This window comes from Pontibacter korlensis (assembly GCF_000973725.1).
Classification (GTDB): Bacteria; Bacteroidota; Bacteroidia; order Cytophagales; family Hymenobacteraceae; genus Pontibacter; species Pontibacter korlensis.
The window spans coordinates 3,638,857-3,663,622 of sequence record NZ_CP009621.1 but is presented as its reverse complement, the minus strand read 5'-3'; the positions used below and the strand labels follow the sequence as shown (position 1 = coordinate 3,663,622).

General features: G+C 47.5%; 25 protein-coding genes and 1 riboswitch. Of the genes, 15 read left to right on the top strand and 10 right to left on the bottom strand.

What is annotated here, in order from left to right; translation table 11 throughout:
* Positions 1–153 precede the first annotated feature (153 nt).
* Together PKOR_RS15730 and PKOR_RS15725 are read left to right on the top strand one after the other, a co-directional pair.
* Positions 154–1,275: a helix-turn-helix domain-containing protein gene (locus PKOR_RS15730; RefSeq protein ID WP_046311990.1), complete on the top strand. Its 1,122-nt coding sequence runs from the start codon at positions 154–156 to the stop codon at positions 1,273–1,275.
* Between the two features lie 169 nt (positions 1,276–1,444).
* Positions 1,445–4,648 carry a carboxypeptidase-like regulatory domain-containing protein gene (locus PKOR_RS15725; RefSeq protein ID WP_052738895.1) on the top strand — a complete coding sequence of 1,068 codons (3,204 nt, stop codon included), beginning with the start codon at positions 1,445–1,447 and terminating at the stop codon, positions 4,646–4,648.
* Positions 4,649–5,039: 391 nt separating this feature from the next.
* On the opposite strand, the gene PKOR_RS15720 is transcribed toward PKOR_RS15725, so the two are convergent.
* Complete coding sequence (locus PKOR_RS15720; RefSeq protein WP_046311988.1) at positions 5,040–5,285, bottom strand: hypothetical protein; 246 nt, start codon at positions 5,283–5,285, stop codon at positions 5,040–5,042.
* A 526-nt stretch (positions 5,286–5,811) separates the two neighbouring features.
* Here PKOR_RS15720 and PKOR_RS24495 point away from each other — a divergent pair.
* Positions 5,812–6,060, top strand: coding sequence for a hypothetical protein (locus tag PKOR_RS24495; protein WP_052738894.1), 249 nt, complete (start codon positions 5,812–5,814; stop codon positions 6,058–6,060).
* Positions 6,061–6,662: 602 nt separating this feature from the next.
* On the opposite strand, the gene PKOR_RS15710 is transcribed toward PKOR_RS24495, so the two are convergent.
* Positions 6,663–7,676: a DUF1259 domain-containing protein gene (locus tag PKOR_RS15710; RefSeq protein ID WP_046311984.1), complete on the bottom strand. Its 1,014-nt coding sequence runs from the start codon at positions 7,674–7,676 to the stop codon at positions 6,663–6,665.
* A 129-nt stretch (positions 7,677–7,805) separates the two neighbouring features.
* Between PKOR_RS15710 and PKOR_RS15705 the strand changes: the two genes are divergently transcribed.
* The 3 genes from PKOR_RS15705 to PKOR_RS15695 all read left to right on the top strand — a co-directional run bounded on the left by PKOR_RS15705 (position 7,806) and on the right by PKOR_RS15695 (position 10,146).
* A complete protein-coding gene (locus tag PKOR_RS15705) occupies positions 7,806–8,102 on the top strand; it encodes a hypothetical protein (RefSeq protein WP_046311983.1) in 297 nt (98 codons plus the stop codon).
* Between the two features lie 576 nt (positions 8,103–8,678).
* Positions 8,679–9,161: a quercetin 2,3-dioxygenase gene (locus PKOR_RS15700; protein ID WP_046311981.1), complete on the top strand. Its 483-nt coding sequence runs from the start codon at positions 8,679–8,681 to the stop codon at positions 9,159–9,161.
* A 562-nt stretch (positions 9,162–9,723) separates the two neighbouring features.
* Positions 9,724–10,146 (top strand): hypothetical protein, encoded by a 423-nt coding sequence (locus PKOR_RS15695; RefSeq protein WP_046311979.1) that lies wholly within the window; start codon positions 9,724–9,726, stop codon positions 10,144–10,146.
* A 95-nt stretch (positions 10,147–10,241) separates the two neighbouring features.
* Here the strand turns inward: PKOR_RS15695 and PKOR_RS15690 are convergent, their stop codons facing one another.
* The 7 genes from PKOR_RS15690 to PKOR_RS15660 all read right to left on the bottom strand — a co-directional run bounded on the left by PKOR_RS15690 (position 10,242) and on the right by PKOR_RS15660 (position 15,214).
* Entirely contained in the window at positions 10,242–11,156 is a 915-nt protein-coding gene (locus PKOR_RS15690; protein WP_046311977.1) for a helix-turn-helix domain-containing protein, read from the bottom strand.
* Positions 11,153–11,431 (bottom strand): Atu4866 domain-containing protein, encoded by a 279-nt coding sequence (locus PKOR_RS15685; protein WP_046311976.1) that lies wholly within the window; start codon positions 11,429–11,431, stop codon positions 11,153–11,155. Before PKOR_RS15685 ends, PKOR_RS15690 begins: the two co-directional genes overlap by 4 nt.
* Before the next feature lie 9 nt (positions 11,432–11,440).
* Positions 11,441–12,280 carry an SDR family oxidoreductase gene (locus PKOR_RS15680; RefSeq protein ID WP_046311974.1) on the bottom strand — a complete coding sequence of 280 codons (840 nt, stop codon included), beginning with the start codon at positions 12,278–12,280 and terminating at the stop codon, positions 11,441–11,443.
* Positions 12,281–12,598: 318 nt separating this feature from the next.
* Positions 12,599–12,787, bottom strand: a complete 189-nt coding sequence (locus PKOR_RS24800) for a cupin domain-containing protein (protein WP_148561710.1) — start codon at positions 12,785–12,787, stop codon at positions 12,599–12,601.
* Between the two features lie 73 nt (positions 12,788–12,860).
* Positions 12,861–13,595, bottom strand: coding sequence for an SDR family NAD(P)-dependent oxidoreductase (locus PKOR_RS15670; RefSeq protein WP_046311972.1), 735 nt, complete (start codon positions 13,593–13,595; stop codon positions 12,861–12,863).
* A 27-nt stretch (positions 13,596–13,622) separates the two neighbouring features.
* Positions 13,623–14,747 (bottom strand): NAD(P)-dependent alcohol dehydrogenase, encoded by a 1,125-nt coding sequence (locus PKOR_RS15665; RefSeq protein ID WP_200897382.1) that lies wholly within the window; start codon positions 14,745–14,747, stop codon positions 13,623–13,625.
* 74 nt (positions 14,748–14,821) lie between these two features.
* Positions 14,822–15,214 (bottom strand): cupin domain-containing protein, encoded by a 393-nt coding sequence (locus PKOR_RS15660; protein ID WP_235336546.1) that lies wholly within the window; start codon positions 15,212–15,214, stop codon positions 14,822–14,824.
* Between the two features lie 213 nt (positions 15,215–15,427).
* On the opposite strand from PKOR_RS15660, the gene PKOR_RS15655 reads away from it, so the two are divergent.
* Positions 15,428–16,018 carry a helix-turn-helix domain-containing protein gene (locus PKOR_RS15655; protein WP_200897381.1) on the top strand — a complete coding sequence of 197 codons (591 nt, stop codon included), beginning with the start codon at positions 15,428–15,430 and terminating at the stop codon, positions 16,016–16,018.
* Between the two features lie 523 nt (positions 16,019–16,541).
* Here PKOR_RS15655 and PKOR_RS15650 read toward each other — a convergent pair.
* Entirely contained in the window at positions 16,542–16,721 is a 180-nt protein-coding gene (locus PKOR_RS15650) for a hypothetical protein (protein WP_148561709.1), read from the bottom strand.
* A gap of 506 nt (positions 16,722–17,227) precedes the next feature.
* Positions 17,228–17,328, top strand: a riboswitch (TPP riboswitch).
* A gap of 60 nt (positions 17,329–17,388) precedes the next feature.
* Here PKOR_RS15650 and thiS point away from each other — a divergent pair.
* Genes thiS through moeB form a run of 8 tightly spaced genes read left to right on the top strand, consistent with a single transcriptional unit; the run spans position 17,389 to position 24,428 of the window.
* Positions 17,389–17,592 carry a sulfur carrier protein ThiS gene (gene thiS / locus PKOR_RS15645; RefSeq protein ID WP_046311966.1) on the top strand — a complete coding sequence of 68 codons (204 nt, stop codon included), beginning with the start codon at positions 17,389–17,391 and terminating at the stop codon, positions 17,590–17,592.
* Positions 17,593–17,624: 32 nt separating this feature from the next.
* Positions 17,625–19,496 carry a phosphomethylpyrimidine synthase ThiC gene (gene thiC, locus PKOR_RS15640; RefSeq protein WP_046311965.1) on the top strand — a complete coding sequence of 624 codons (1,872 nt, stop codon included), beginning with the start codon at positions 17,625–17,627 and terminating at the stop codon, positions 19,494–19,496.
* Positions 19,497–20,114, top strand: a complete 618-nt coding sequence (locus tag PKOR_RS15635) for a thiamine phosphate synthase (protein WP_046311963.1) — start codon at positions 19,497–19,499, stop codon at positions 20,112–20,114.
* Entirely contained in the window at positions 20,087–20,845 is a 759-nt protein-coding gene (locus PKOR_RS15630; protein WP_046311961.1) for a hydroxymethylpyrimidine/phosphomethylpyrimidine kinase, read from the top strand. The genes PKOR_RS15635 and PKOR_RS15630 overlap by 28 nt, the downstream gene beginning before the upstream one ends.
* On the top strand, positions 20,835–21,476 hold the full coding sequence (locus PKOR_RS15625; protein ID WP_046311960.1) for a thiamine phosphate synthase: 642 nt from the start codon (positions 20,835–20,837) through the stop codon (positions 21,474–21,476). Before PKOR_RS15630 ends, PKOR_RS15625 begins: the two co-directional genes overlap by 11 nt.
* 1 nt (position 21,477) lies before the next feature.
* A complete protein-coding gene (locus PKOR_RS15620) occupies positions 21,478–22,242 on the top strand; it encodes a thiazole synthase (RefSeq protein ID WP_046311958.1) in 765 nt (254 codons plus the stop codon).
* The gene (thiH, locus tag PKOR_RS15615) at positions 22,235–23,344 is read left to right on the top strand and encodes a 2-iminoacetate synthase ThiH (RefSeq protein ID WP_046311956.1); all 1,110 of its coding nucleotides are present in this window, start codon (positions 22,235–22,237) and stop codon (positions 23,342–23,344) included. The genes PKOR_RS15620 and thiH overlap by 8 nt, the downstream gene beginning before the upstream one ends.
* 13 nt (positions 23,345–23,357) lie before the next feature.
* Positions 23,358–24,428, top strand: coding sequence for a HesA/MoeB/ThiF family protein (gene moeB, locus PKOR_RS15610; RefSeq protein ID WP_046311951.1), 1,071 nt, complete (start codon positions 23,358–23,360; stop codon positions 24,426–24,428).
* The last annotated feature ends 338 nt before the right edge of the window (positions 24,429–24,766 follow it).

Sequence of the window (24,766 nt, the reverse complement as noted above, 5' to 3'; positions counted from 1 at the left end):
CTGCGGGTTTATGATGTTGTCATGTTTTTTTCACTTTGTTTCGTTTGATACATTTGCTTCAATGATAAAATGGTTTTAATTGCACTATAACTTAGTGACTAAATTATTAAAGCAGGAGCCAATAGAGACCTACTATTATATCCATAAGTAGCAATGACAACCATTCTTAATATTGGGATTGTATTATCTTTTTTTCTAAGTATCCTTTTGTTCTCCAAAAAGAATAAAGCACTTTCCGACAATATCTTATCAATTTGGTTATTTACTATCGGTATTCATCTGACGGGATACTTTTTGTATTACAAGGGCTATTGGGAACACTATCCCCATCTGATTGGTATTACAACTCCACTGCCCTTCCTGCATGGCCCATTTTTATACCTATATCTTGTTTATTCCATCCGGAACGGCAACCATTTAAAACCACTCGATTACCTGCATTTTGCGCCCGCAGCCCTATCTTATTTGTATATGATGCCGTTTTATTTTTCCTATTCAGCCGAAGAAAAGGCAGCGGTGGACAAAGGGCTTGTTGAAGATTATAGTGTTTTTTCGACTATTTTGCTTATTGGCTTTATTGTTTCCGGCTTAACATACGCTGTTACCTCTTACAGTAAACTGCTTAAGCGGAAGAATCTGGTGCTGGATAATTTTTCATATGAAAAGCGCATTAGCCTCAGCTGGCTCCAGTATTCTATTTTAGCAACAGGCTTTGTCTTTGTTACCGTAGCATTTGTTTCTATTCTTCGTGAAGGCTTTGGGTTTGCTTTTCCATTTAATGCTGACATTTTGTTTTATTCCATCATTGTTGGGTTTGTGGTTTATATTGGGTACTCAGGCATCCGCCAGCAAGATTTGTTTTCTAATGCTCCTAAAAGTGTAGAAGTACTGGTGGATGCTGAAAGTGGGTATAAAAAATCAGGGCTAAAAGAAGATACTGCCGTGCTCAAGCATCAGGAACTGCTGTGGGTAATGGAGAATGAAAAGCCTTATCTGAACCCGAAGCTTACTTTAAGTGAACTTTCGCTCCGCCTGGAGATGTCGCCAAATAATATGTCACAATTAATCAATCAATACGAGCAGGTTAATTTTTATGACTTTATTAATAGCTATCGGGTGGAAGAGTTTATACGAAGAGCGCAGTCCAATACTAACTTCAGCCTTCTTGCCCATGCCTTTGACGCTGGTTTCAACTCAAAATCTGCCTTTAATTCCGTTTTTAAGAAGCTTAAATCAGAAACCCCTTCCCAATACCTGGCTAAACTGAATAGTTAACGGATAAAAATCTGTTGCCCAACACACATCTGCTATTTACTGATAATCAACCACTAACACATCCTATCCTATAGGACTACACTCCTAAAAGGCTTCGTCCTTCACGCAAGGGCGAAGTGCATTGATTTCTGTGAAATATTTGCATCCTAAACAATTTAAAACAGAAATCATGAACATCAACAGTTATAGGCGAACCGGTCTATTCTTTGGACTATCAACTCTTATTTCATGGGTTTTTTGGATTATAGCAAGCTACACCAGTTGGGTGCTGCCTGCCGGTACAGTATCCACCTACTGGATTAGTATTATTGCTTTTATGGGTTTATTATCACCCGCGCTTACTACTCTTTTTCTCACAAGAGGCGATAAAGAAGCAGTTCGGGATATAAAAGGCCGCTTTTTTAATTTTAAGGGTGCGTCGTATTCTCATATTATACTGGCCTTTCTCCTAATGCCGCTCAGCATTTTGTTGGCGCAGGCCGTTTCACTCTTATTTGGCTATAGTATCGGGCAGTTTCAGCTGGCAGGGTCTTTTTCTTTTAGCTCGGGAGTTTTCCCGGTTTGGTTTATGTTTATTATAGCACCAATCCTGGAAGAACTGGCCTGGCATACATACGGTACAGATTCCCTCCGTAGACGGTACAATCTTTTTACAACCTCCCTATTGTTTGCGCTATTTTGGGGGATATGGCACATCCCATATTTATACATCAATGATTACTACAACAGTAATCTGGCTGAAGAGGGATGGATATATTCTCTTAATTTCTGGGTGAGCCTTTTCCCTTTTATAATGATCATGAACTGGATCTATTATAAGACCAACAGCAATATTATCCTTCCTATTGTATTTCATATAGCTGCCAGATTTTTCAATGAAATATTTGACACGCACCCAATGAGCAAAGTCACTCAAACCTGTCTCCTTGTACTTTATACCTGCTATATAGTCATTAATGATAAAGATTTCTTTTTTGCTAAAGAGCCAAAAGTGTTTAGGCAAAAAAACAGTGCTTTTCCTAGACTTATAAATATTCGGGTTTGTGTTGCTTTTTTTGTTTTTAGCATGCTTTCGCTGGGAGCTACAACGAAATTGCTAGCTCAGGACATCAAGCGAAATATCACTGGAAAAGTGTATGATGAGATAAGCCAAGAGCCCTTGCCATTTGCCACCATTGTTTTAAAAAGTACTGATCCGCCTACCGTAACGACATCAGATGTAAATGGTCATTTTGTCCTGGAAGATGTAAAAGTTGGACGTCACACCATTTCAACCTCAATGATTGGGTACGACACCTATGAGATCAAAGAGTTTCTGGTAAGTTCAGGTTCGGTTCTATCTTTGAATGTAGGGCTACAACCAAGCAATAAAGAACTTGATGAAGTAGTGGTCCGCGTAAGTAAGTCCACTCCTTTGAACAGCATGGCAACTTTAAGCAGCCGTCAGTTTACTGTAGAAGAAACACAGCGGTATGCAGGGGGGATGGACGACCCGGCACGATTGGCAACATCTTTTGCAGGTGTGGCTAATCCGTCCTTTAGTAACAATGGTATTTCAGTTCGCGGCAATAATCCTGACGGGCTCTTATGGCGGATTGAAGGTGTAGAGGTGCCAAGCCCCAACCACTTTGCCAACCTTTCCGTTGCCGGAGGGGGCCTGTTGTCGGCCATCAGCAGCCAGGTGATGAGCAATAGCGATTTTTATACGGGAGCATTTCCTGCCGAATATGGCAATGCTTTTTCAGGCGTGTTTGATATAAATTTGCGCGAGGGGAATCGCTACAAACGCCAATACTCATTTAAAGCCGGTGTATTAGGCATTGAAGCATTGGCCCAGGGACCACTTCACAAAAACACAGCTGCCACTTACATTGTAAATTACCGGAATTCAACAATGGCAGTACTCGCCCCAATCCTGCCTAAAGATGCGGGTATTTTAAAATATCAGGATATAACTTTCAAATCTACTTTCCCTACAAAGAAGTACGGAAAGTTTACCCTTTGGGGGATTGGCACTATCGATGGTGTGGATAATTATGCGGAAGACAGTACTAACTGGGAATCGGATTTCCAGCGGGACAATTCAAAAACGGCCATGTACATGTATGCCACGGCACTGTCCCATGGAATCCTCTTGCCTGGCGATGCATTCCTGAAAACCAGCTTGTCTCTTACCGGTAGCGGATTGAATTTTTCTGAAGAGCGACTGGACTACACCTTGAAAGCACATCCGCAATCGAAAGCAGTAAACAATACCAGTAGTGTTACTTTTCAAAGTGAAGTTAGCACCAGTTTTAACGATAAACACACGAATAAAACAGGGATTCGATATACCCACAATTTTTTTGCCCTGGACGTGGAGCAGTCACCTGCAAATGGTACAAGCCCTATTCAAGTCACCAATCAAACAGGAAATACTGGGTTTATGCAAATATTTTCGCAATCGAAAATCAATTTAACACCACGCCTGGAACTCAATGCAGGAATTAATGCGCAATACCTCATGCTAAACAAAGCCCTTTCTATTGAGCCTCGGGCAGGAATAAAGTACCTCCTCAATGATAAACAGAGCCTTGGTTATGCATATGGCATGCACAGCAGAATGGAACAATTATCTGTGTATTATGCAACTGTGAATGGAGGAACACCCAACACCGGGCTTGACTTAGCCAAATCATCGCATCATGTGTTTTCATATCAAGCAAAAATTACCGATGACCTGCACCTGAGCATCGAGCCCTATTATCAGCACCTACATCATGTGCCGGTAGCTTCAAGTGGGTATATCTCAACGTTGAATAATAGAAATAACATTTTTTTCAATAAAGCGCTTGTAAGCAAAGGCAGGGGAAGAAATATTGGTATTGATCTTACGCTGGAAAAATACCTGAGCGAAGGCTACTATTATATGTTAACAGCAGCTGTTTTCGATTCCAAATATACAGGGGCTGATGGTCTTACAAGAAATACACTATTTAACAAAAATTATATTTTTAACCTTTTGGCCGGGAATGAATGGCAGGTTCGCAAAAATAATATTTTCAGTACCAACATCCGGTTAAATTATTTAGGAGGTAATCGTGTAGAACCTATTGACTTGGATGCTTCCATGCACCGACAAGAGGTAATATATGGCGAAACCGAAGAAAATGTGGCCTTTGAGAAAAAACATGAAGATTTACCGGTACTTTCGCTGACACTTTCATATAGGGTGAACAGGGCTAAATTCTCATCTTTATGGTCGCTGCAAGTACTAAATGTTACAGGTACCAAAGAATATTCAGGAGATTTTTATAACCTAAAAACAAATACGGTTGAGGCAAAATTTAACAGGTTGCTCATTCCTAACATCAGCTATAAAATTGAATTTTAAAAACGTATGATTTTACTAAAGAGCATCTTTATTTAGTTTCAAAGGTTAGACCCCTTACACTATCTCAATACTTGTTCCCCTATGAGAAAAGAAACAAAACTGATGCATAGAAACAAGAAATAAATTTTTAGATTATAGCTTAAATATGAGGAATAGGGTTTAAAAATTGGATCTCTAAATAATAGAAAAGAACGTTTTCTAAATAAAAACTAGTTAGCAAATTATTAACTGTGCATTTAAAGACAGTATTCATAAGTTTAAAATCATAAACAGTTGTTTAAGATCTAATTAAGCTCAGTCCAAGGTACAGAAACAAGTAGATCCTTGTAAGTTGTTTGCTTACAAGGATCTACTTGTGTTAGGAGACGAAATAGCGGAGGGTAATTTAGTTTCAGGTCAACGGTCTTGTGCATAGCTCCCGGCTCAGCCAAAGCCAGCCCACGCCCTCCAGCTCCTCAGCCAGCTGTTGTATGTGATGCCCGCCCTCGGGTATGGCAAAGCACTTCTGTTCCCGCTGCCAGGTGGTCAGCCTGCTGTGCCGCAGGATCTCGCATACCTGCTGGCTATAGCGGAATGTAACGCTTATCACCATTTTGTTTTCCTCCACCAGCATCGGCTGCAGCTTCACCACCGGCATATCAGGCAGTTTTTGAAGCGGTTCTCCTTACTTCCCTCCAGCCAATACCGGTTATAGCTTACTGTGTTTCAGTCTTTTGGGGCGGTACAGGTAACAGGTGTTAACCTTAGCTAAGCCCTGAAAATTTGCATAAGTGAGATCAATGTCCTGCGGACTGTGTCGCATAACGAAGCACTTATAGGTCTTGCTGTACTTAATTCAGGCAGCCTCACGCAGCATCTTTGTAATAAAAGGGTTTGGCTTATACCAAAGCCGGATAAACTTTGTACCCTCGTGCTCAAGAGAGTTGAGAAAGACTTCATGGTGTGAAATGGCCTGATTCATAGCGCTGTTCATGATTACAGCGGCAAGTACACTTAAAATTAACTTATAAGCGGAAATAAACAAGCCAATGGATAGCGGGAAGAGAACATGCGCTAATTGCAGTCAAACTTTAGTTGGAAGGGCAGGCATAAAGTACTGCTCTAATCAGTGTCGCGCCGCCGCCAGTAATCAAAGGCGAGGCGAAGACGCGGGCGAACGCCTGATGAAGGAGATCAATAACAAGCTGCGCCACAACCGCTTCCTGCTGCAGCGCTTCAGTCCCGAGGGCAAAACCACACTCAGGCGCGAGGTGCTCCAGCTTTCCGGCTTCGACTTCCGCCACTTCACCCACCTATATCGCACTCGACAGGGCCAGGGCAACACCTGTTACTTTTGCTACGACTATGGCTACTTCCTGCTGCCAGACGAAAAGGTACTCATCGTCAACTGGCAGCCCTACATGGAGAAGTAAGGAAAAGTTTTATCTCATACTTGAATTACACAGGCCTATTTGACGGCTTGTTGGAGCTAGATAATAAAAAGAGAAAGACTATTAGCTTTGTTTTTTGACTTGATACAGGTTAGTTAAGAGCAAACTTTTACTGTCCCCATTTGTACCTAACCAGGCACAGGCTACAACTATCTATCTGTTTATAAATAAGTTATATAAAAAGGGTGCTTTCTGCATCGGAAGTAATCCCCTCAAACCATTTTGTATTAAACTTCATTAAAAAACCCTTAAACAAACGTTTATAGGCTTTTTAATGAAGTTCAAACACTACAGTTCCTGCACTTACAACCCCTTCCTATGTGTCTGCAGAAGGGATTTCAGCAAGAGTTTATATCACTACCTGTTTGCGCTCCTCCCCTGCTTGAGCAGCTGTTAGATAACGCCATGTCTGCCGAGCGCAGAAAAACAATACCATACCTCGGGCATCTGCTCATTCAACTATCCTTGCAGCTTGGAAGCTGCTTGGTATTAAACAGGGGTGCCTTTCATCACGAGAGCTGGCTGCTGCAGCAACAGGATCGATTGTCATTCACAGCGGCCAGCCCCCTGCGGGTCTTCAGTTATCAATGCTTGGAGTGGTTCAGAGCTTTCCCGTGCTTGCCCAGCTCATCAAGTGCCGCCCGAAAACCGCGGGCCAGCGCAGAGGCTTCACCCTGGCCGTAGTAATGCAGGAATACCATCCGGGGATCATCTCCGAGCATGTGGTTATGCAGCGCCACGACTTCCAGGCTGTGGCGGCGGAGGGCCGCTATGACAGGGTTTACCTCAGGTTCCAGCATGGCGACATCACCCGCTATGTGGGCCTTTTCCTTGGTGCCGGCAAACGAGGCCCAGGAATTCAGCCCGATGGACTGTGTCAGCTCGACCCCCATCGCCATCACAGTCAGGTCCTCACGTCCCACGGTGTACTTGTAGGTAGGCCCGTTCTCCGTGCCAGTGTGCTTTATAATGGCATCCAGGGCCGGTATATCAAAGGCCTTCTTGGCGGTGGGGGGAGAAGCGGACGCAGCGGCAGTATTACCGCTCTGGGCCGAGGGGGCAGTGGCAGCAGCCTTAGGCTGATTTGCCGGCGATAGTTTACTTTGGCGTATGGTAGCAGCAAACTTCTTGGCCAATTCGGCCGGAGCGCCCATCCCATGCAGGTGCATGTAGAAAATTCGCGGCTCCTCGTAAAAGAAGTGATTGTGGATGGCGCTCACCTCCAGCCCGTTGGCATGAGCCGCAGATATCAAAGGGTTCACCTCCTCCTGAAGCAAAACAGTGTCGCTCATCAGCATGGCAGACTTTCCGTCTACAGTCTTCTTGATGGAGGCCCACCCCCCAAAGCCAAAGGGAACAGGCACTGCCTCGCCCTTGACCTTAATCTTCAGGTCATTTCTGGGCAGGGACGTCGTGTGAAGCGCCTCTGCTTCCTTGTATGTGCCTTTCTTTCCCATGGCAGCCTCAATGGCAGCGATCTCCTCGGTGGTCAGAGGGGGCGTACTGCCCTTTATCGGTGCCGCTTTCAACTTTGGAACACCCAGAACTGATGCCGCTCCGATCAATGCCGTCGCGTGCAGTGCCTTTCGCCGGTTCATATCAGATTATTTTATAAGGTTGAACAAATATTATTCTAAGGTAAGAAGCCAAGAAGTAACAAAGCATATTTATCAAAGTTTTGCTACCAGAAGCTTCTCTAGTAGTTAAGCGTAAGTGAGGCAATAAGGTTGGATGTTGTTCTTGATGGCAGTAATAAGAAGGATAGCGCCGTAACAGATGGAATTATCTTCCTCTCTCTCCGCAGCGCGCCAAAAGTCAACGCCTCAATTGGAGCGGCTGAGGGCTATTGCTCCCATAACTGCTTTTATATTGAGCAGAGTGGGTTCAAAGCGGAGTACATTATTAAAGCAACAGCCTTAGTTGCTTGCTACTGCCCGATGGGCAAACAAAAGTTAAACCGCCTACCGCTTTTCTTCGTCTCAGGCAACGGAAAGCATGCAACAGCCACTTTTGACTTAGGATAGCTCCTGTAGCCACAAAACTGGGAACAGAGCAACCGGGGGCATATCAAAGTAAGGGTCCTATTTGACAATAAGATAATTAGTTAGTGTGGTTTGGCCTTTCTACATTTAAACACGCCCGAACCTAAGCGACGCAACACCTCCTGTGCCTTGTTCTCCTGCTGTTACCTGGCACACCTTACTCCTGTCTAGTGAAAGTTTACCTGCTGTTTTTAAACGGCGGACACATAAACAAAAAACGCACAATTACGTGGTATAAGAATGGCTTATTGTAAAACTCTACGCCTCTTTTTATAACGATGGCCACGGAAAGCGCTAAAGGCTACGGACACAGAGGTCCTGCGTTGCTCATGTCTTTTGTCACTGCCAAGAACTAGAAGACTCTCAAATGACAGTTAAAGCAGTGGATACTGTACTGGACATCTGCGAGCACCTCCAAAACCAGAACGGGATGGGTTCTCGCAGTGCAAGCTTGAAAATAGGCGAAGTAAAGGGAGGCGTAAGGTGCAAGAACAGGGGCATTTCCTTTTCTTGATTTTGAATGAAGGTTTGGTCTCAGTCTGTTTTTAATACCACTATATGAGCGGAAACAAAGGAATCATTTGCCATAAAGGAGAAGGTGAATCTTACTGGGTGCTGGGCGATTTGTACACCTTCAAGGCAACAGGAAAACAAACGAACGGCGCCTACACTGTGGTTGAGGAAACCATTCAGCCCCAGAATGGACCACCCATTCATGTCCATCATCGGGAAGATGAAGCCTTTTATGTACTGGAGGGGAGGTTCTCTTTCGTATGCGGTGATGAGGAGCGTCTGTGCCAAACGGGTTCTTTTGTCTATGTACCAAAGGGTACTGCCCATACTTTCAAGAATATAGACGAGCAGCCAGGAAAGCTGCTCGTTACCATCACGCCAGCAGGGCTGGAGGAGTTTTTTTATACCATAGGCACACCCGCTGTAGACTTGTCTAACCCGCCTGCCCATGACCTCACAGTGATGGACAGAATCATGCAGTTAGCCGAACAATATCAGTTCGATGTGATATCCTATAAAAGGGAGTAGAGGTGTGAGCAGGTCAGGGAAAAAGGAGTGCCAGCGCCCGGTGTGATGCACGCTTAGAACTCGACGGTAGCTTTAGATGCGTTCTTAGCTGAAACGGAAAGTATCCGCTCTCTTTGTTTTACTCTCTGCCGAACTCTGCCTTTACTCTCCTCTCGTTTTCTCTCCCTTGATCATGATTGGCCAATCCTTATAAGGCTTAGAGGCAGGCTTACCTCTACCTATACCTTTTCACTCGTATCAGGAGATAAACCAATACGTAAGCAGGCTGATGTCCACAGCCGCACAAGGCTTGGGGAGTAGTAGAATACTATTTTTTTCACAGGAATTCCAGTCCAATTCCAAGGCATTGGCTGCAGGCTACCTCTTTGTTCCCTCCCTTGCGCTCAAACGATGACAGACGCAGCACAGCAACCTTTCTATTTGGCTTCTAGCCGTTTAGCATACAATTTAAGTGAGCTATATACGGCACAATTAATTTATAGTATTTAAATATCCTATTAATATTTTTGAATACCATCAAAGTAGAAGGTGACATTGTAAAACCTTAAACATCTAATCAGAGATGAAAAAAGTAACACTGTTCAGCCTGCTGGCCATTCCAGCTTTGTTTGCCATGAGCTGTTCGGAGGATCAGGACCTAGCCCCGACCGCCTCGATGAAAACCTCTTCCAAGGCCTTGGCCACCGGCAACGGTGCCCCTAGCGGCGCCCACTACACCCTCAACATCATTGGTGTGCCAAAAGGAAAGACCGCGCCTATGGACGGCAACAGCGGCCACCGCATCTTAGTCACCCTAGAGGGCAACACCAAGCTCAACCTGCAGAACGCCGACCTGACCGACGGCACCTTCCGGGTGTTGGACGCCAATGGCACGGACGGCAACGGAGCTTTGTTCCAGCTGCCGAGCCCAGACCTGGTCAACGACGGCATCACCTCCTACTCAGTCTACGCCCGTGCATTGGGCAAGCCCGGCGGGGGGCGATGATGACCACCTGCGCCACAGACCCGACGCTGGTGGATGACCGACCCGACCACGGCATAGGACGAAGCGCAGGTGTGCAGCCTGGAGTCAGCGTATCATCAATTAAATGACTTTCTGAATTCCAAAGGAGAAAGGCTGGTCTTACTCTTGAACAGTTTACTGAAGGAAGACGAATGCTCAAAACCCAGCCCAAAGGCGATTTCGCTTATTGAAAGTTCCGATGCAGACAGTCTCTCCTTAGCTTTCTCTATTAGTTTATTCTGGACATGCTGCTGCGTGCTTTGCCCGGTCAGCACTTTGAGCATACTGCTTAGGTAATTTGCTGAAAGGTTTAAGCTGCCGGCAATGTATTCCACTGAGGGTAATCCTTTTTCAACTATAACCTCATCATCAAAATAGCTGTCAAGAACGGCTTCCAACCGGTTTAGGAGTTGGTGGTTTGGCTTTCTTCTGGTGATAAACTGGCGTTCGTAGTAGCGTTCCGCGTAATTGAGCAATAACTCGATTTGAGTGACAATGATGCTTTGGCTAAACTTATCTATCTTAGACAGGTATTCCCGCTGTATATTCGTTAGAATCTCAACCATCACCTCCTGCTCCTTTTCCGAAAGGAAAAGCGCCTCGTTGACTGAATAGCCGAAGAACTCATATTTCCTGATAGTTTTTGCAAGGGACGTTTTCCACAGAAAATCAGGGTGAACAAGCAGTAGCCAACCCGAGGGATCAGCAACTGCCTGTTGGTTTATCTCTATGCTAAGTATTTGCTGTGGTGACACAAAAGCCAGAACACCTTCATCAAAATCATATTCCTGCTGTCCGTAGTTAAACCTTTGGCTTACGTTACGCTTCAGCCCAATGGAGTAAAAACTCTGTACCCACCGGATTTCCTTGCAGTCTGCCGGATAACGCACCAGGTTATAATCAATCATACTCACAAGCGGGTGCTCCGGCTTGGGCAGGTTGGCAAACCTATGGAACTCACTGATGGTGCCAAATCTAAAAACATCTCTCATTCCTGTGCATTTTTTGGCTGGGCCTCTTTGTGCAGAACCATTCCGGCGTGGTACAGTACCCCTTCCCTAAACTCCCCGTCGGCCGTAAAGCCAGTATCGTCCTTATAGTCGATACGGTTCCCTGTAACTTTGTAACTGCCCTGGTAAGCGCTTTGCCGGCTGCCTCTGGCTTCGTCATAGCGGTTGTCAGGTAAAAGCTCGTGGCGGATGTAGCCGTCTTCGGTTACCCACATGCCGATGTATTTTTCTGTTTCGGCCGTTATTGTAGCTTTCATGGCTTTGCTCTAGAATCCTGTTGAAGTCGCCAATGCCTTGTCCTTCTCCATGTTTTCCTGGATAGCTGCAATCTTCAGGTTTGCATACTGGTAGGCATCCTCCCCCATGAAGAAGTGCACCGGCGGATTATCATGTTTGCTCAAAGTAATCAAAACTTCTGCTGCTTTCTCTGGATCATTGGGTTGATTTCCGTTAATCTCATTTAGATGGGCCTTTTCCATTTGCCTTGCGGCTACATAATCGGCAATAGGTGTAGCAGGGGTTTTCACAGAGCCCTGAGATAAAAAACCAGTTCTAAAATAGCCGGGGTATACCAAAGTGGTATTGACGTTGAATGCCCTCATTTCTTCGGACAAGGCTTCGGTGAAGCCCGCAACGGCAAATTTGGTAGAACAATAAACACCGAATCCCGGAAAACTGCCGATGTACCCCCCGATCGAGGCAATATTGAAGATGTGACCGGACCTTTGTTGGCGAAGGTACTTTGCCACATTTCTAATAACATTCAAGGTGCCGAACACATTCACACTGAAGTTGTTCTTTACTTCTTCGTCTGTCAGTTCCTCCAGTGTTCCAATCTGGCTGAACCCGGCATTATTTACCACTATATCTATCTTACCGAAGCGGGCTATGACGGAGTCAATGGCATTTTTCACATTGTCGCTGTTGGTGACATCCATTTCCAGCGGAAAAAAGTTTTCCAGATGGTCTGGGACTTTCTCTTTTAAGGCATTCACTGTTCTGGAAGTGGCGGCTACCTGATAATTGTTTGCGAGTAATTTTAGAACAAGCGTCAGGCCTAAACCTTTTGATGCTCCGGTTACCAACCAGACTTTTTTAGTTTCCATGTTTCTGATATTAAAGTTTGCACTGCAAAGATGGGCCGCTGCATTTTCATATCTTTTTCCAAATCTTCGGAACTCATTGCCAAATCTAATTTAAGGGGTGTTTATTGCCTCTCCCACCTGCAGATACTTGTTCACAGCCATTACGTCTTTGTGGATATGGTTCGATAATTCAAGCCTTCGGTCTACTACAGCAAAAAAGCCGCTCCACATCAAATGGAGCGGCTTTTGGGGTTCGACAATTTATCGCTTAGGTTGATTTCTTGCAGCATAACTCTCCTCGTCCATCCACTCAAAAGTATAGACTCAAACTAGGATGGGCTACTCCTGATATCGATCACCCGTTACTTTCTCCCTCCAATCCACTACTTTGCAGTTCAGGTTTTCCTGTATGGCGATATGCGTCATACCGTCTGTCGGGACAGCACCGTGCCGGTGTTTTTCAATCGGTTTCAAACAGACTACGTCATCCGGGTAGACTTCCTCAATAGGCTCGCCCTTTCTCTGCACCTTGCCACAACCGCTTGTGATGACTAGGTTCTGCCAGATTGGATGCCTCATGCTCCCGGCTCAAAGGTAGGGGCTATTGAGGAAAAGAAACACCCGTCAGTTCTTTGCACATATTCAATAATCGCTCCTGCAGGCCCACATCATCTGCATCAGGGCTATGGTGTCCCTCTTTCTGGTGAAAGAAGTAACGCCCGCTTACATTTGCCTTTTCGTCGTTGCTGGCAGCAAGCCACACCTGCGTTTCATACCCTTTTTGCAGATCGCCCGGCGCTCCGCTCCCGCCCATCTTTGTAGGAACCCAGCCCGGATCAACCGCATTCGCATACACCTCCGGCCATTTCCGTGCTACGGCCATGCAAAGGGCCTGCAGATGCAGCTTCGAATCGGAGTAGGTAATGCGACTACGATCACCTGTAAAGTTTTCAAGCTTCAACTGCCCGTTTAAATGCATGTCCGAGCTCAGGTAGATCAGACGCTTTGGCTTTTGAATTAGGCAGGTAAGGATATAGGGTGCTAAGGTGTTGACCGCTAAGATTCGCTTTGCCGGGGCCTGGTAAACGCCTGCGTTATGCACCACGGCATCAAAGGCACCCAAGCCATTCACCTCAGAAGCTAAATGCTTGGTTTCTTCCATGCCTGACAAATCGCCTGTTACAACGGCTTCCGCTCCCGGATTCTGGTTTATCGCATCACGCCCGCGCGCGGCATTGCGTGCATGCAACACCACCCTGTGCCCCTGCACAAGCAGCTCTTTCGCAGCCAGCTGCCCCAAGCCATCGGCCGATCCTGTGATAAATATCCTTGCCATTTCACCTTACCTGTTAGCGTTTCTCAATCAGCTTTCCTGATGTGACGGTCTGGCGTCTTTATTTTTCAGCGAGGCCATGTCAATCACAAACCTGTACTTGACATCCCCTTTCAGTAAACGCTCGTAGGCTTCGTTGATCTGCTGCATGTCGATCATCTCGATGTCTGATACGATGTTGTGCTTGCCGCAGAAGTCAAGCATCTCCTGGGTTTCGGCTATGCCGCCGATCATGGAACCGGCAAAGCTTCTACGGAAAGGAATGAGGCTAAATGCCGCCACCGGAAGCGGTTGCTCCGGAGCGCCTACCAGCACCAAGGATCCGTCTACCCGCAGCAGGTTCAGGTAGGCATTGATGTCGTGCTGAGCCGAAACAGCGTCCAGCACAAAGTGCAGCTTGCCGGCATACCTTGCCATTTGGTCTGCGTCTTTCGACAGCACCACATCATCGGCACCGAGGCGCTTGGCATCCTCCACCTTGGACGGGGAGGTGGTAAACACGATCACATCTGCTCCCATGGCCTTGGCAATCTTCACCGCCATGTGCCCCAAACCACCCAAACCAACAACCCCTACTTTCTGGCCGGGGCCAACGTTCCATTTCTTCAGCGGCGAATACGTGGTGATGCCGGCACATAGGAGCGGCGCAGTAGCTGCCAGGTCCAGGTTGTCGGGTACCCGCAGCACAAAGCCTTCATTCACCACAATGCTCTCGGAGTAGCCGCCAAAGGTGTGCGTGCCCAGGTGTGTATCAGGCGAGTTATAGGTGCCGGTATTGCCTTCTGCACAATACTGCTCCAGGCCCTCGTTGCAATAGTCACATTCATGGCAACTATCCACCATACAGCCTACCGCTGCCAAATCTCCTTCCTTGAATTTAGTGACATGGCTGCCGACCCTTGTCACCCTGCCCACAATCTCGTGACCGGGTACGCATGGATAGACCGTGCTGTGCCACTCGTTTCTGGCTGTGTGGAGGTCGGAGTGGCAAACGCCGCAATACAATATCTCGATCTCTACATCGTGTGGCGTGGGGTTTCTTCTCTGGATGTTCAGTTGCTCTAGGGCTGCATCGGCTGCTTCCGTACCGAACGCTTTCACTTCTTTCGCTTTCACAGGAACTGCTCCCTCTGCTGTTGCTTTTACCTTTTCCATAATTAATTCTGTGTTTTAGTTTTAAAAGAGATAGCCATCTGCTTTGTATACAATACTGTTATCCCGCCAGCAAGTTATCCCGCACCATGGTATGCTTCATCTGCTACAGGCTCCATCCATTCTACAATACCCTTCTCTGTATTGGGAATGATGTACAGCTGCTGTAAGCCTGTGTCCGGGCTTGCCCCGTGCCAATGAACCGTGTTGGGCGGGCACTGAATGACATCTCCCTTTCTCATCGTTTGCCGGGCCTGCCCTTTTATCTGGTGGTACCCCATGCCGTCTGTGATGATGAGGATCTGTCCGGCCGGATGCCTGTGCCAGTTGCTACTGGCGCCGGGCTCGAAGTATACGTTTCCTACCAGCGTAGCATAGGTGGAGTCCGCAGGAACCAGGCCGTGGTTATAAGCATTGCCCGTGAAATACTCCGAGGATCCTTTTTCCCCTTTTGGAAAGATGGTTTGCATATCTGCTGCTGCAGTTGCCTGCCGGTCCGCTTGTTCTTGACAACCTGTGATTAGCAGGCTGCAGAGAACAAGGGCTGTCATCGTGGAAGCATCAGGTTTATGTTCAATGACCAGCAGATGGAATGCAAAAGAGGGCAGTTTCTATTTTGGTTTGCCGAGAGCAGGCTTTCAGGTTTGCAGCTTTGAAAAGGCTTCAAAGCAACAGCATTGCTGGTGGAAAAAGATTTTTTGAACAACAACTTGCCTGACCAGGGCTGGAGTATCAATGCCCTGCTGCATTCCAGGGCTTATCCGGTCAAAAAGCTGCATGGAAAAAATGACAGGCAAAGAATCCTTTCGAACTTTAAGTGGCTGAGTGATCGCGCTTTGGAAACCGACCATCGCTTTTACAACGAGGCCCTCAGCTTGCAGATGAAACTGTTTATTCTCGACATGTGGCACCTCTTTGCCAACGAGTATGAAAGGCGGAAACACACCCTGCAAACCGGAACCTTGTACGAGCGGTTCATGCAACTGGCACAGGAGCATTGCTTGACGGAGCGTGAGGTACAGTTTTACAGCAACCAATTGAACATCACTCCAAAATACCTTAACCATATTTGTAAAAAGACATCCGGTATCACAGCTTCCGGATGGGTTCAGCGTTTCGCCAAGGAGCGCATCATCATCCATCTGCAAAACAGAAACCTCACTATTTCCGAGATTGCCGATGAGATGGAATTTAGCAGCCGTTCGTTTTTTTCCCGCTATGTGAAAAAGATATTGGGTGTTACACCAAGTGAGTACCGGAGCAGATTGGGCTAGATGAGAAACTATAAAAAAGCAATATGCATCTTCCCTCCACCTGATTAGGCGCAGAGACTCCTAAAACTGCCCCTGTTGGAGGCAGAAAACCCGGTAAAGAAATCAAGGTAAATCTGCAGAAACAGGGAACAGGTTACTTCTCCAACTCCGGAAATGGGAAAGCGCAGTGATAAGTGCATCAACCGCACCTTTGATACCGGCAGCGAACGCTAATAATGCCAGAGTAACGATTCGCAACGTGCAGGCACAGACGGATCCTGTTGAACAAACCTGCCGTTATCGGGACTTCAAAAAAACTACACTATCTATCCGGCTTATCATAACCCAACTGTAGGTGCCTGCGTATAAAAGCACGGCTAAAAGTTGAAAAGTTTTCTTAAAAACTGATCATAAAAGAAAGGCTCCTCATCCCGAGGGCCTTTTCTTTTTTATAGCCCATGTGCTCCTTTATGATAAGTAGGGACCAGACTTGCCTATCCTCTAGTATAAACAGTTGCCCCGACACTGACAGTTTTGATCGCGCCTAAAGAGGCAGGCCTGTGGATGCGAACTCTACTACTAGTTTCGTCAGCCGTCTTAGCTCCATTGCCTTCGCTGACCCTGGCAAGGCATCCAGCAAGTCTTCTATCCGGGAAGCTACCCCATCATACTCCTGCGGCGTCTGCATAAGGTTGGCTTCCGTTAAACCTCCGAAGTACTTCACCAAAAGCCTATCTCAAGGAATGCAAAGCACCTGGGGGGAAGAACTGATTCTTTACCCTGGTAAAGCACCCAAGACGGGCACCCTTGTATCCTGCCCCTGAGGTGGTGTTCGCCTCACCAATGTTATGATAAAGCCCTACTCAACAGTACCGTTGAGTAGGGCTTTACCGCTCCTCTTCCTAGGTGTTTACTCACAGACACTAAATCTTTGTAGATATGGTTCGATAACTTGATCCATTAGCCTACTCCAAAGCCCTTTAGTTTATGATAAAGGCTTTTTATGCACTTCGGACGCTAAAGCCGATTCCGTTGCGCTTTATCCTCAACTTTTTGCTTATGATGTGTCTGTCAGAAAGAGTCTAAGCATTCATTGTCTACATTTTACAACCTGGCGCAGCCTGCCTCTACGATCTCTGCGCTACTGCCCTGAAGTCATCTCTTAAAAAGAAAGTAGAAAAAAGAATTCTCCTTTCTCTTTTGGTTTCCATCTTTTTGCTGTTAGCTTTGAGCAGACTTTAGGGGTGTCCTGTAAAACTTTATAGGGCTGAGATTTACCCTTTGAACCTGATGCAGTTCATACTGCCGTAGGGAAAAGTGAAGATAAGCCGGGGTATTTTCTATTCTTCCCAGGTCCATTCCTAAGGTCTATTGCACCAAACTCTACAGGAATGGATATATCTGTCAATCAACAAGCTCAAACAGTGGCCGACAATTGCTCTTTACAGCAATTGCTCCAAATCCTTTTGCCACAAAATCAGAACGGTATTGCTATTGCGGTCAACAACGCTATCGTCCCAAAGCCCAGCTGGGCAGAGCACCTTTTACATCCCAACGATTCTGTCACCATCATCAGAGCAACGCAGGGCGGTTAAGCTTTCGCCTTTTCATCTGTAACCATAGCTTTATGAAAAAAGAAAAAATACCACAGCAACAGACCATTACCCGCACACCTTTCCCGGCATCAAAGAAGGTGTATGTAAAGGGGCAATTGCACGACATTTCCGTAGCCATGCGCGAAATTAGCCTGACCAATACCAAAATATTTGGCTCTGAAGGACAGGTTGAGAAGAACGCCTCGGTTACCGTATACGATACCAGTGGTCCTTACACAGATCCTGAAGTGGAGGTTGATGTAAAGAAAGGCCTGCCTGCCCTGCGTAGGGACTGGATCCTGAAGAGAGGCGACGTGGAGCAGCTGGAGGGCGCAACTTCCCGGTATGGCAAACAGCGCCTTGCCAACAGTAGCCTTGATCATCTTCGCTTCCAGTACATCAGCAAACCTCTTCGTGCTAAAGACAGCCTGAATGTAACGCAGCTGCATTATGCCAAGAAGGGCATTATTACGCCGGAGATGGAGTACATCGCCATCCGTGAGAACCAGCGCATTGATGTGCTGAACGAGCAGAACCCAACCCTTGCACATCAGCATGCCGGCCACAGTTTTGGTGCCAATACCCCTAAAAGCCACATCACGCCGGAGTTTGTAAGGCAGGAGGTAGCTGCAGGCCGCGCTGTTATTCCGGCCAACATCAACCACCCCGAGACTGAGCCGATGATCATCGGGCGTAATTTCCTGGTGAAAATCAACGCCAATATCGGTAACTCTGCTGTTACGTCGAGCATCGAGGAAGAAGTAGAGAAAGCCGTATGGGCCTGCCGTTGGGGAGCCGACACCATCATGGACCTCTCTACGGGCAAGAACATACATGAAACCCGTGAATGGGTTATCCGCAACTCCCCTGTTCCAATTGGTACGGTGCCAATCTACCAGGCGCTGGAGAAAGTCGGTGGCAAGGCAGAAGCCCTGACCTGGGAGATCTTCCGCGATACGCTGATTGAGCAGGCAGAGCAGGGAGTGGATTACTTCACGATACATGCCGGCGTATTACTGCGTTACGTGCCGTTGACGGCTAAACGCCTAACCGGTATTGTTTCCCGAGGTGGTTCTATTATGGCGAAGTGGTGCCTGGCGCATCATAAGGAGAACTTCCTGTACACGCACTTCGAAGAGATTTGCCAGATCATGAAAGCCTATGACGTGTCCTTCTCTCTGGGTGACGGACTGCGCCCCGGCTGCTTGGCTGATGCCAACGATGCGGCTCAGTTTGCAGAGCTGGAGACATTGGGAGAACTGACCAAAATTGCCTGGAAGCATGATGTGCAGACGATCATTGAAGGTCCGGGCCACGTGCCGATGCACCTGATCAAGGAGAATATGGACAAGCAGCTAAAGGAGTGTCACGAAGCGCCCTTCTATACCCTTGGACCACTCACAACCGATATCGCACCGGGCTATGACCATATCACTTCAGCTATCGGAGCGGCGATGATCGGTTGGTTTGGAACGGCCATGCTTTGCTACGTAACCCCGAAAGAGCACCTGGGGCTTCCAAACAAAAAGGATGTTAAGGATGGGGTGATCACCTACAAGATTGCAGCGCATGCGGCCGATTTGGCAAAGGGACACCCGGGCGCACAGTACCGCGATAACGCGTTGAGCAAGGCCCGCTTTGAGTTCCGCTGGCAAGACCAGTTCAACCTGTCACTTGACCCGGATACAGCGCGTGAATTCCACGATGAAACACTGCCGGCAGAGGGCGCCAAAATTGCCCACTTCTGCTCCATGTGCGGACCAAACTTTTGCTCTATGAAAATCACGCAGGAAGTGCGGGAGTATGCTGATCAGCAGGGCGTGCAAGAAGCGGAAGCTTTACGAAAAGGTATGGAGGAGAAATCAAAAGAGTTCACTCAGAAAGGCAGTGAGCTATACCTGTAAATGAAACTGATCGTTATTTCCAGTCCTGCTCCGGTAGCCGGGGAGCCGCAGCGCATCAACCAGTTATTTGAGGCAGGGCTGGAACACTTTCATGTGCGTAAACCAGACTACCCGAAGGAACAACTCAGGAAGCTGCTTTCACAGATAGATGCTGTGCATTCTCCTAAAATAGCTTTGCACCAGCACCACGTGCTGGCAGGTGAGTTTGGGTTAAACAGGCTGCACTTCACGGAGCAAAGCAGAAGTATAACACCATTAGCAAAGTTCACAACATTAAAATCAGATGGGTACCAGTTAAGTACCTCTGTGCACTCCACTGAAGCACTGCAGCAGCTTCCCTCCTGCTTCAGCTATACCTTCTTCGGCCCCGTGTTTAACAGTATCTCTAAGCCTGGTTATACAGCAGACATTCCAGCTAATTTTTGTTTAACAGCTGCAGAGAAAGCGGTGCCTGTTATTGCCCTGGGTGGAATTGATGCCGGAAACATTTCACTGGTCCCGAAAATGCACTTTGACGGAGCAGCCGTGCTTGGCAGCATCTGGAATCAGCCGGAACAGGCAGTTAGTAACTTCATCAGAACCAAGGAGAAATGCCAGATACTCGCCCATACGTACTAAGCATCGCCGGAATCGACCCTAGTGGCGGAGCTGGCATATTTGCCGACATCAAAACATTTGAACAGCATAGGGTCTATGGTTTTGGTGTATGTTCTGCCTTAACGGTGCAAAATGATACGGACTTCCTGCAGGTACAATGGTTAGGTGCTCGTGAGATCATAAAGCAACTGGAGCCGTTGGTAACTAAATTCAAGATCAGCTCCTGTAAGATCGGGATTGTGCAGGAGCTGGATGTGCTGCTTGACGTGATGCTATACCTAAAGAGCCGGCAGCCACATCTTCAGATCATACTGGACCCTGTACTAAAAGCCAGTGCGGGCTTTGCATTTCACGGAATACTGGAGGATGAAAAGCTGACGGCAGTGCTACGGGAGATAACCCTGCTAACGCCTAACTACAATGAGATACAGCAGCTAAACGGTGACCTGTCTCCAAAGGAAGCAGCCAAAGCACTGGCAAAGCATTGCGCTGTACTTCTGAAAGGTGGCCATAATCCGGAAGCACCGGGAACAGACTATTTCTTTGCCTCAGACTCCTGTATCACCTTAAAGCCAACTTTATCTAACGTTTCTCCCAAGCATGGTTCGGGTTGTGTGTTGTCGGCATCCGTTGCGGCCAACCTGGCATTGGGCCATACTTTACCGGAAGCCTGCCGCCGTGGCAAGCGCTACACCGAATTATTTCTAAGCAGTAACAATACTTTATTCGGTTACCACAATTATGATAGCTAAACTACAGTATATATCGCAACAGACAGAGGCACTAACGCATGTTGCGGCCATACATAAAGCCTTGGATGCCGGCTGCGATTGGGTGCAGCTGCGGGTTAAGAACTCTCCTGAAACTGTTGTGGCCCGTCATGCCGAAGAGGCTAAAAAGCTTTGCTCAGCGTATAGGGCCAAGCTGATCATCAACGATTACCCGCACATAGCCAAAGCCGTAGAAGCAGATGGCTTGCACTTGGGCCTGCAGGACATGCCTATCCGGGAAGCCAGAAGCATAGTAGGTGAAAAAATGATCATTGGTGGCACTGCCAATACCCTGGAGCACATCAAGCTACGCGTGGCAGAAGGTGCCGGCTACGTGGGCCTGGGGCCTTTCCGTTTTACCACGACTAAGGAGAAACTAAGCCCTGTGCTTGGATTGAAGGGATACGTGAACATTCTAAGTAAACTAGCTGAAGAAGGTGTCACCATTCCCATCATCGCCATAGGTGGATTAGTGGCAGACGATGTGGCTGCACTACTGCATGCAGGAGTACATGGCATTGCCATGTCAGGTGCGATCACTCATGCTGCTGATCCAGCAGACGTTATACGCTCCGTTCAACAATTCATAGCAAGTTCAACTTTAGCAGTGTAATATGTTACAGATAGCAGATAAAACATTTCAGTCACGCCTGTTTACCGGCACAGGTAAGTTCAGCTCCTCCGGCTTAATGGAAGAGGCCTTACTGGCATCGGGTTCTGAGCTAGTCACCGTTGCTTTAAAACGCGTGGACATACATGCCGAAGAAGATGACATCCTGTATCACCTGAAGCACCCGCACATTAACCTGCTGCCCAATACTTCCGGTGTGCGCAACGCAAAGGAAGCTGTTTTTGCCGCCCAGCTGGCACGGGAAGCACTAGAAACGAACTGGGTAAAACTGGAAATCCACCCGGACCCGAAGTACTTGTTGCCTGACCCAATAGAGACTCTGAAGGCAACGCAAGAGTTGGTAAAGCTGGGTTTCGCGGTGCTACCCTACCTCCATGCAGATCCGGTGCTGTGCAAGCGCCTGGAAGAGGCGGGAACAGCTGCCCTTATGCCTTTGGGCTCTCCTATCGGCAGCAACAAGGGCCTGAAAACAATCGATTTTCTGGAGATCATCATAGAGCAGAGCAAAGTACCGGTGGTAATCGATGCAGGCATCGGGAGTCCATCGGATGCCGCAAAAGCAATGGAACTTGGCGCTGATGCGGTGCTGGTAAACACGGCAATTGCCGTATCAGAAAACCCGGTGCAGATGGCCAAAGCCTTTAAACTGGCCGTGGAAGCCGGACGAATGGCCTACGAAGCCAAACTGGCCAAACCCGTGCAACATGCGGCAGCAAGCAGCCCTTTAACATCCTTTTTAGATGAGTAACTTCAGAGAAGCTTTTGACAGCCATGACTGGGAGCAGGTAAAGGAAAGCATCTACGCAAAAACCGCTGCTGATATAGAGAGTGCCTTAAGTAGCCAGAAGAGAACGCTGGAAGACTTCAAGGCCCTTATCTCCCCTGCTGCCGCCACATACCTGGAGCAGATGGCGCAGCTAAGCCAGCAGATTACCCGCAAGCGCTTCGGCCATACGATACAGATGTATGTGCCGCTCTACCTGTCCAACGAGTGCCAGAACATCTGTACCTACTGCGGTTTCAGCTATGATAACAAAATGCGCCGCAAAACGCTTACAGAGGAGGAGATCCTGAAGGAGGTAGAGGCCATCAAAAAACTGGGCTACGACCATGTGCTGCTTGTCACCGGTGAAGCGAATAATACAGTGCACATAGATTACTTTAAGCGGGCGCTGGAGGTTATACGGCCGCACTTCTCACACATTTCCATGGAGGTGCAGCCCCTAGACCAGGACGAGTATGAGGAGCTTATACCCTATGGCCTGAACACCGTGCTGGTATACCAGGAAACCTACCACAAGGACGATTACAGAAAGCATCACCTGAAGGGCAAGAAATCCAACTTCTATTACCGCCTAGATACCCCCGATCGCCTGGGAAAAGCAGGCATTCACAAAATAGGACTGGGAGTGCTGATTGGCCTGGAAGACTGGCGCACGGATTCTTTCTTTACCGCACTGCACCTGAACTACCTGGAGAAAACCTACTGGCAAACCAGGTACAGCCTCTCTTTCCCGAGGCTGCGCCCGTTTTGCGGAGGCCTCGCTCCCAAGGTCGAGATGACGGACCGGGAACTGGTGCAGCTGATCTGCGCCTACCGCATCTGCAACGAAGAAGTGGAGCTTTCCCTTTCCACCCGCGAATCGGAGAAGTTCCGCAATAACGTGATCAGGCTCGGCGTGACATCCATGAGCGCAGGCTCCAAAACAAACCCGGGGGGATATGTCGTAGAGCCGGCTTCGCTGGAACAGTTCGAAATATCAGATGAGCGGAGCCCGGAAGAGATAGCCGCTATGCTAAAGTCGCAGGGCTACGAAGCGGTGTGGAAGGATTGGGACAGAGCTTTTTAATTAATGTATAGCCATGCTACAAGCAGAAGAAATAAAACGCTACAGCCGCCAGATAATCTTACCTGAGATAGGTCACGAAGGACAGGCACGCCTGAAACAGGCCAAGGTGCTGATGCTAGGTGCAGGTGGCTTGGGGTGCCCCGTGCTGCAGTACCTTACCGCCGCCGGCGTGGGCACCATCGGGATTGTAGATAATGACGTGGTGGACGAGAGTAACCTGCAGCGCCAGATACTTTACTGGGTGGAGGATGTAGGACGCAAAAAAGCCACAGTGGCGGCCGAGAAACTGGGCAAACAGAATCCTTTTGTCAATTTTCGCATTTACACAGAACGCCTTACTGCCGAAAATGCAGAAGAGATAATCGCCACCTATGATTTGGTAGTAGATGGTTCTGACAATTTCCAGACCCGTTACCTGGTGAATGATATATGCGTGACTTTAAACAAACCGCTGGTATTCGGCTCTATCTTTAAGTTTGAAGGGCAAGTGTCGGTCTTCAACTACAATGGCGGTCCTACCTACCGCTGCATCTACCCTACGCCACCTGCACCAGAAGAGGTGCCCAGCTGTTCAGAGATCGGTGTGCTGGGAGTGTTGCCCAGCCTGATTGGTTCCTATATGGCAAGCGAAGCCATCAAAGTCATCTGCAGGATTGGAAGCGTGCTATCTGGGAAACTCTTGGTACTGAACACGCTGGAGAACTCTATAGACTTCTATTCTTTTAACCGGGCTGCAGATTTTGCGGCGCCTAAGGAAGAACCCACCCCCTCCTTCTCTTGCGCATCAGCATCCGCAGTTGAGGAAGTCTCTCTGGCAGAGCTAAGACAGTGGTTAGCAGCAAAAGATACTGTGTGCCTGGTAGACGTGCGGGAAAAGCACGAGTATGACATGTTTAATATAGGCGGAGTTAACATTCCTCTAAGTTCTTTACCGGAGCAGTTGCATACTTTACCAGAAAGCGAAAGCATCATTTTTTGCTGCCTGTCAGGGAAAAGAAGCCAGTATGCGGCTAGGCTTTTGGCAAATTCTCCATTCAAGGGAAGAATTTACAATCTAAAAGGTGGTGTTAAATCATCTGATTAAAGATCATCTACCACTTCTCTCATCGCTGCAGATATTCCTATATAGCCGCTCAATCCTTGTGGAAGAGAGTCGATAATTCCTTTCCTTGGTCTACAATAAAAGCCTCTTCAAGTAAAACTGGAGCGGCTTTTGTTTTTCAATGCCCTATCCCCTTCAGTAAAACGGTTCCTTTTGTAAAACAACTCCAACATCCTTTTTATAGCCATCCTCTTTTTAGAGAAACCAAGGTTTAGGCGCTAGAGTTTAGTGCATTGATAGCACGCCTCTTCCTATTGTAAATTCTAAAACAATCATCGTTTACTTTAACAATTCATTTTCTACTTGCTAATCTTGTACTT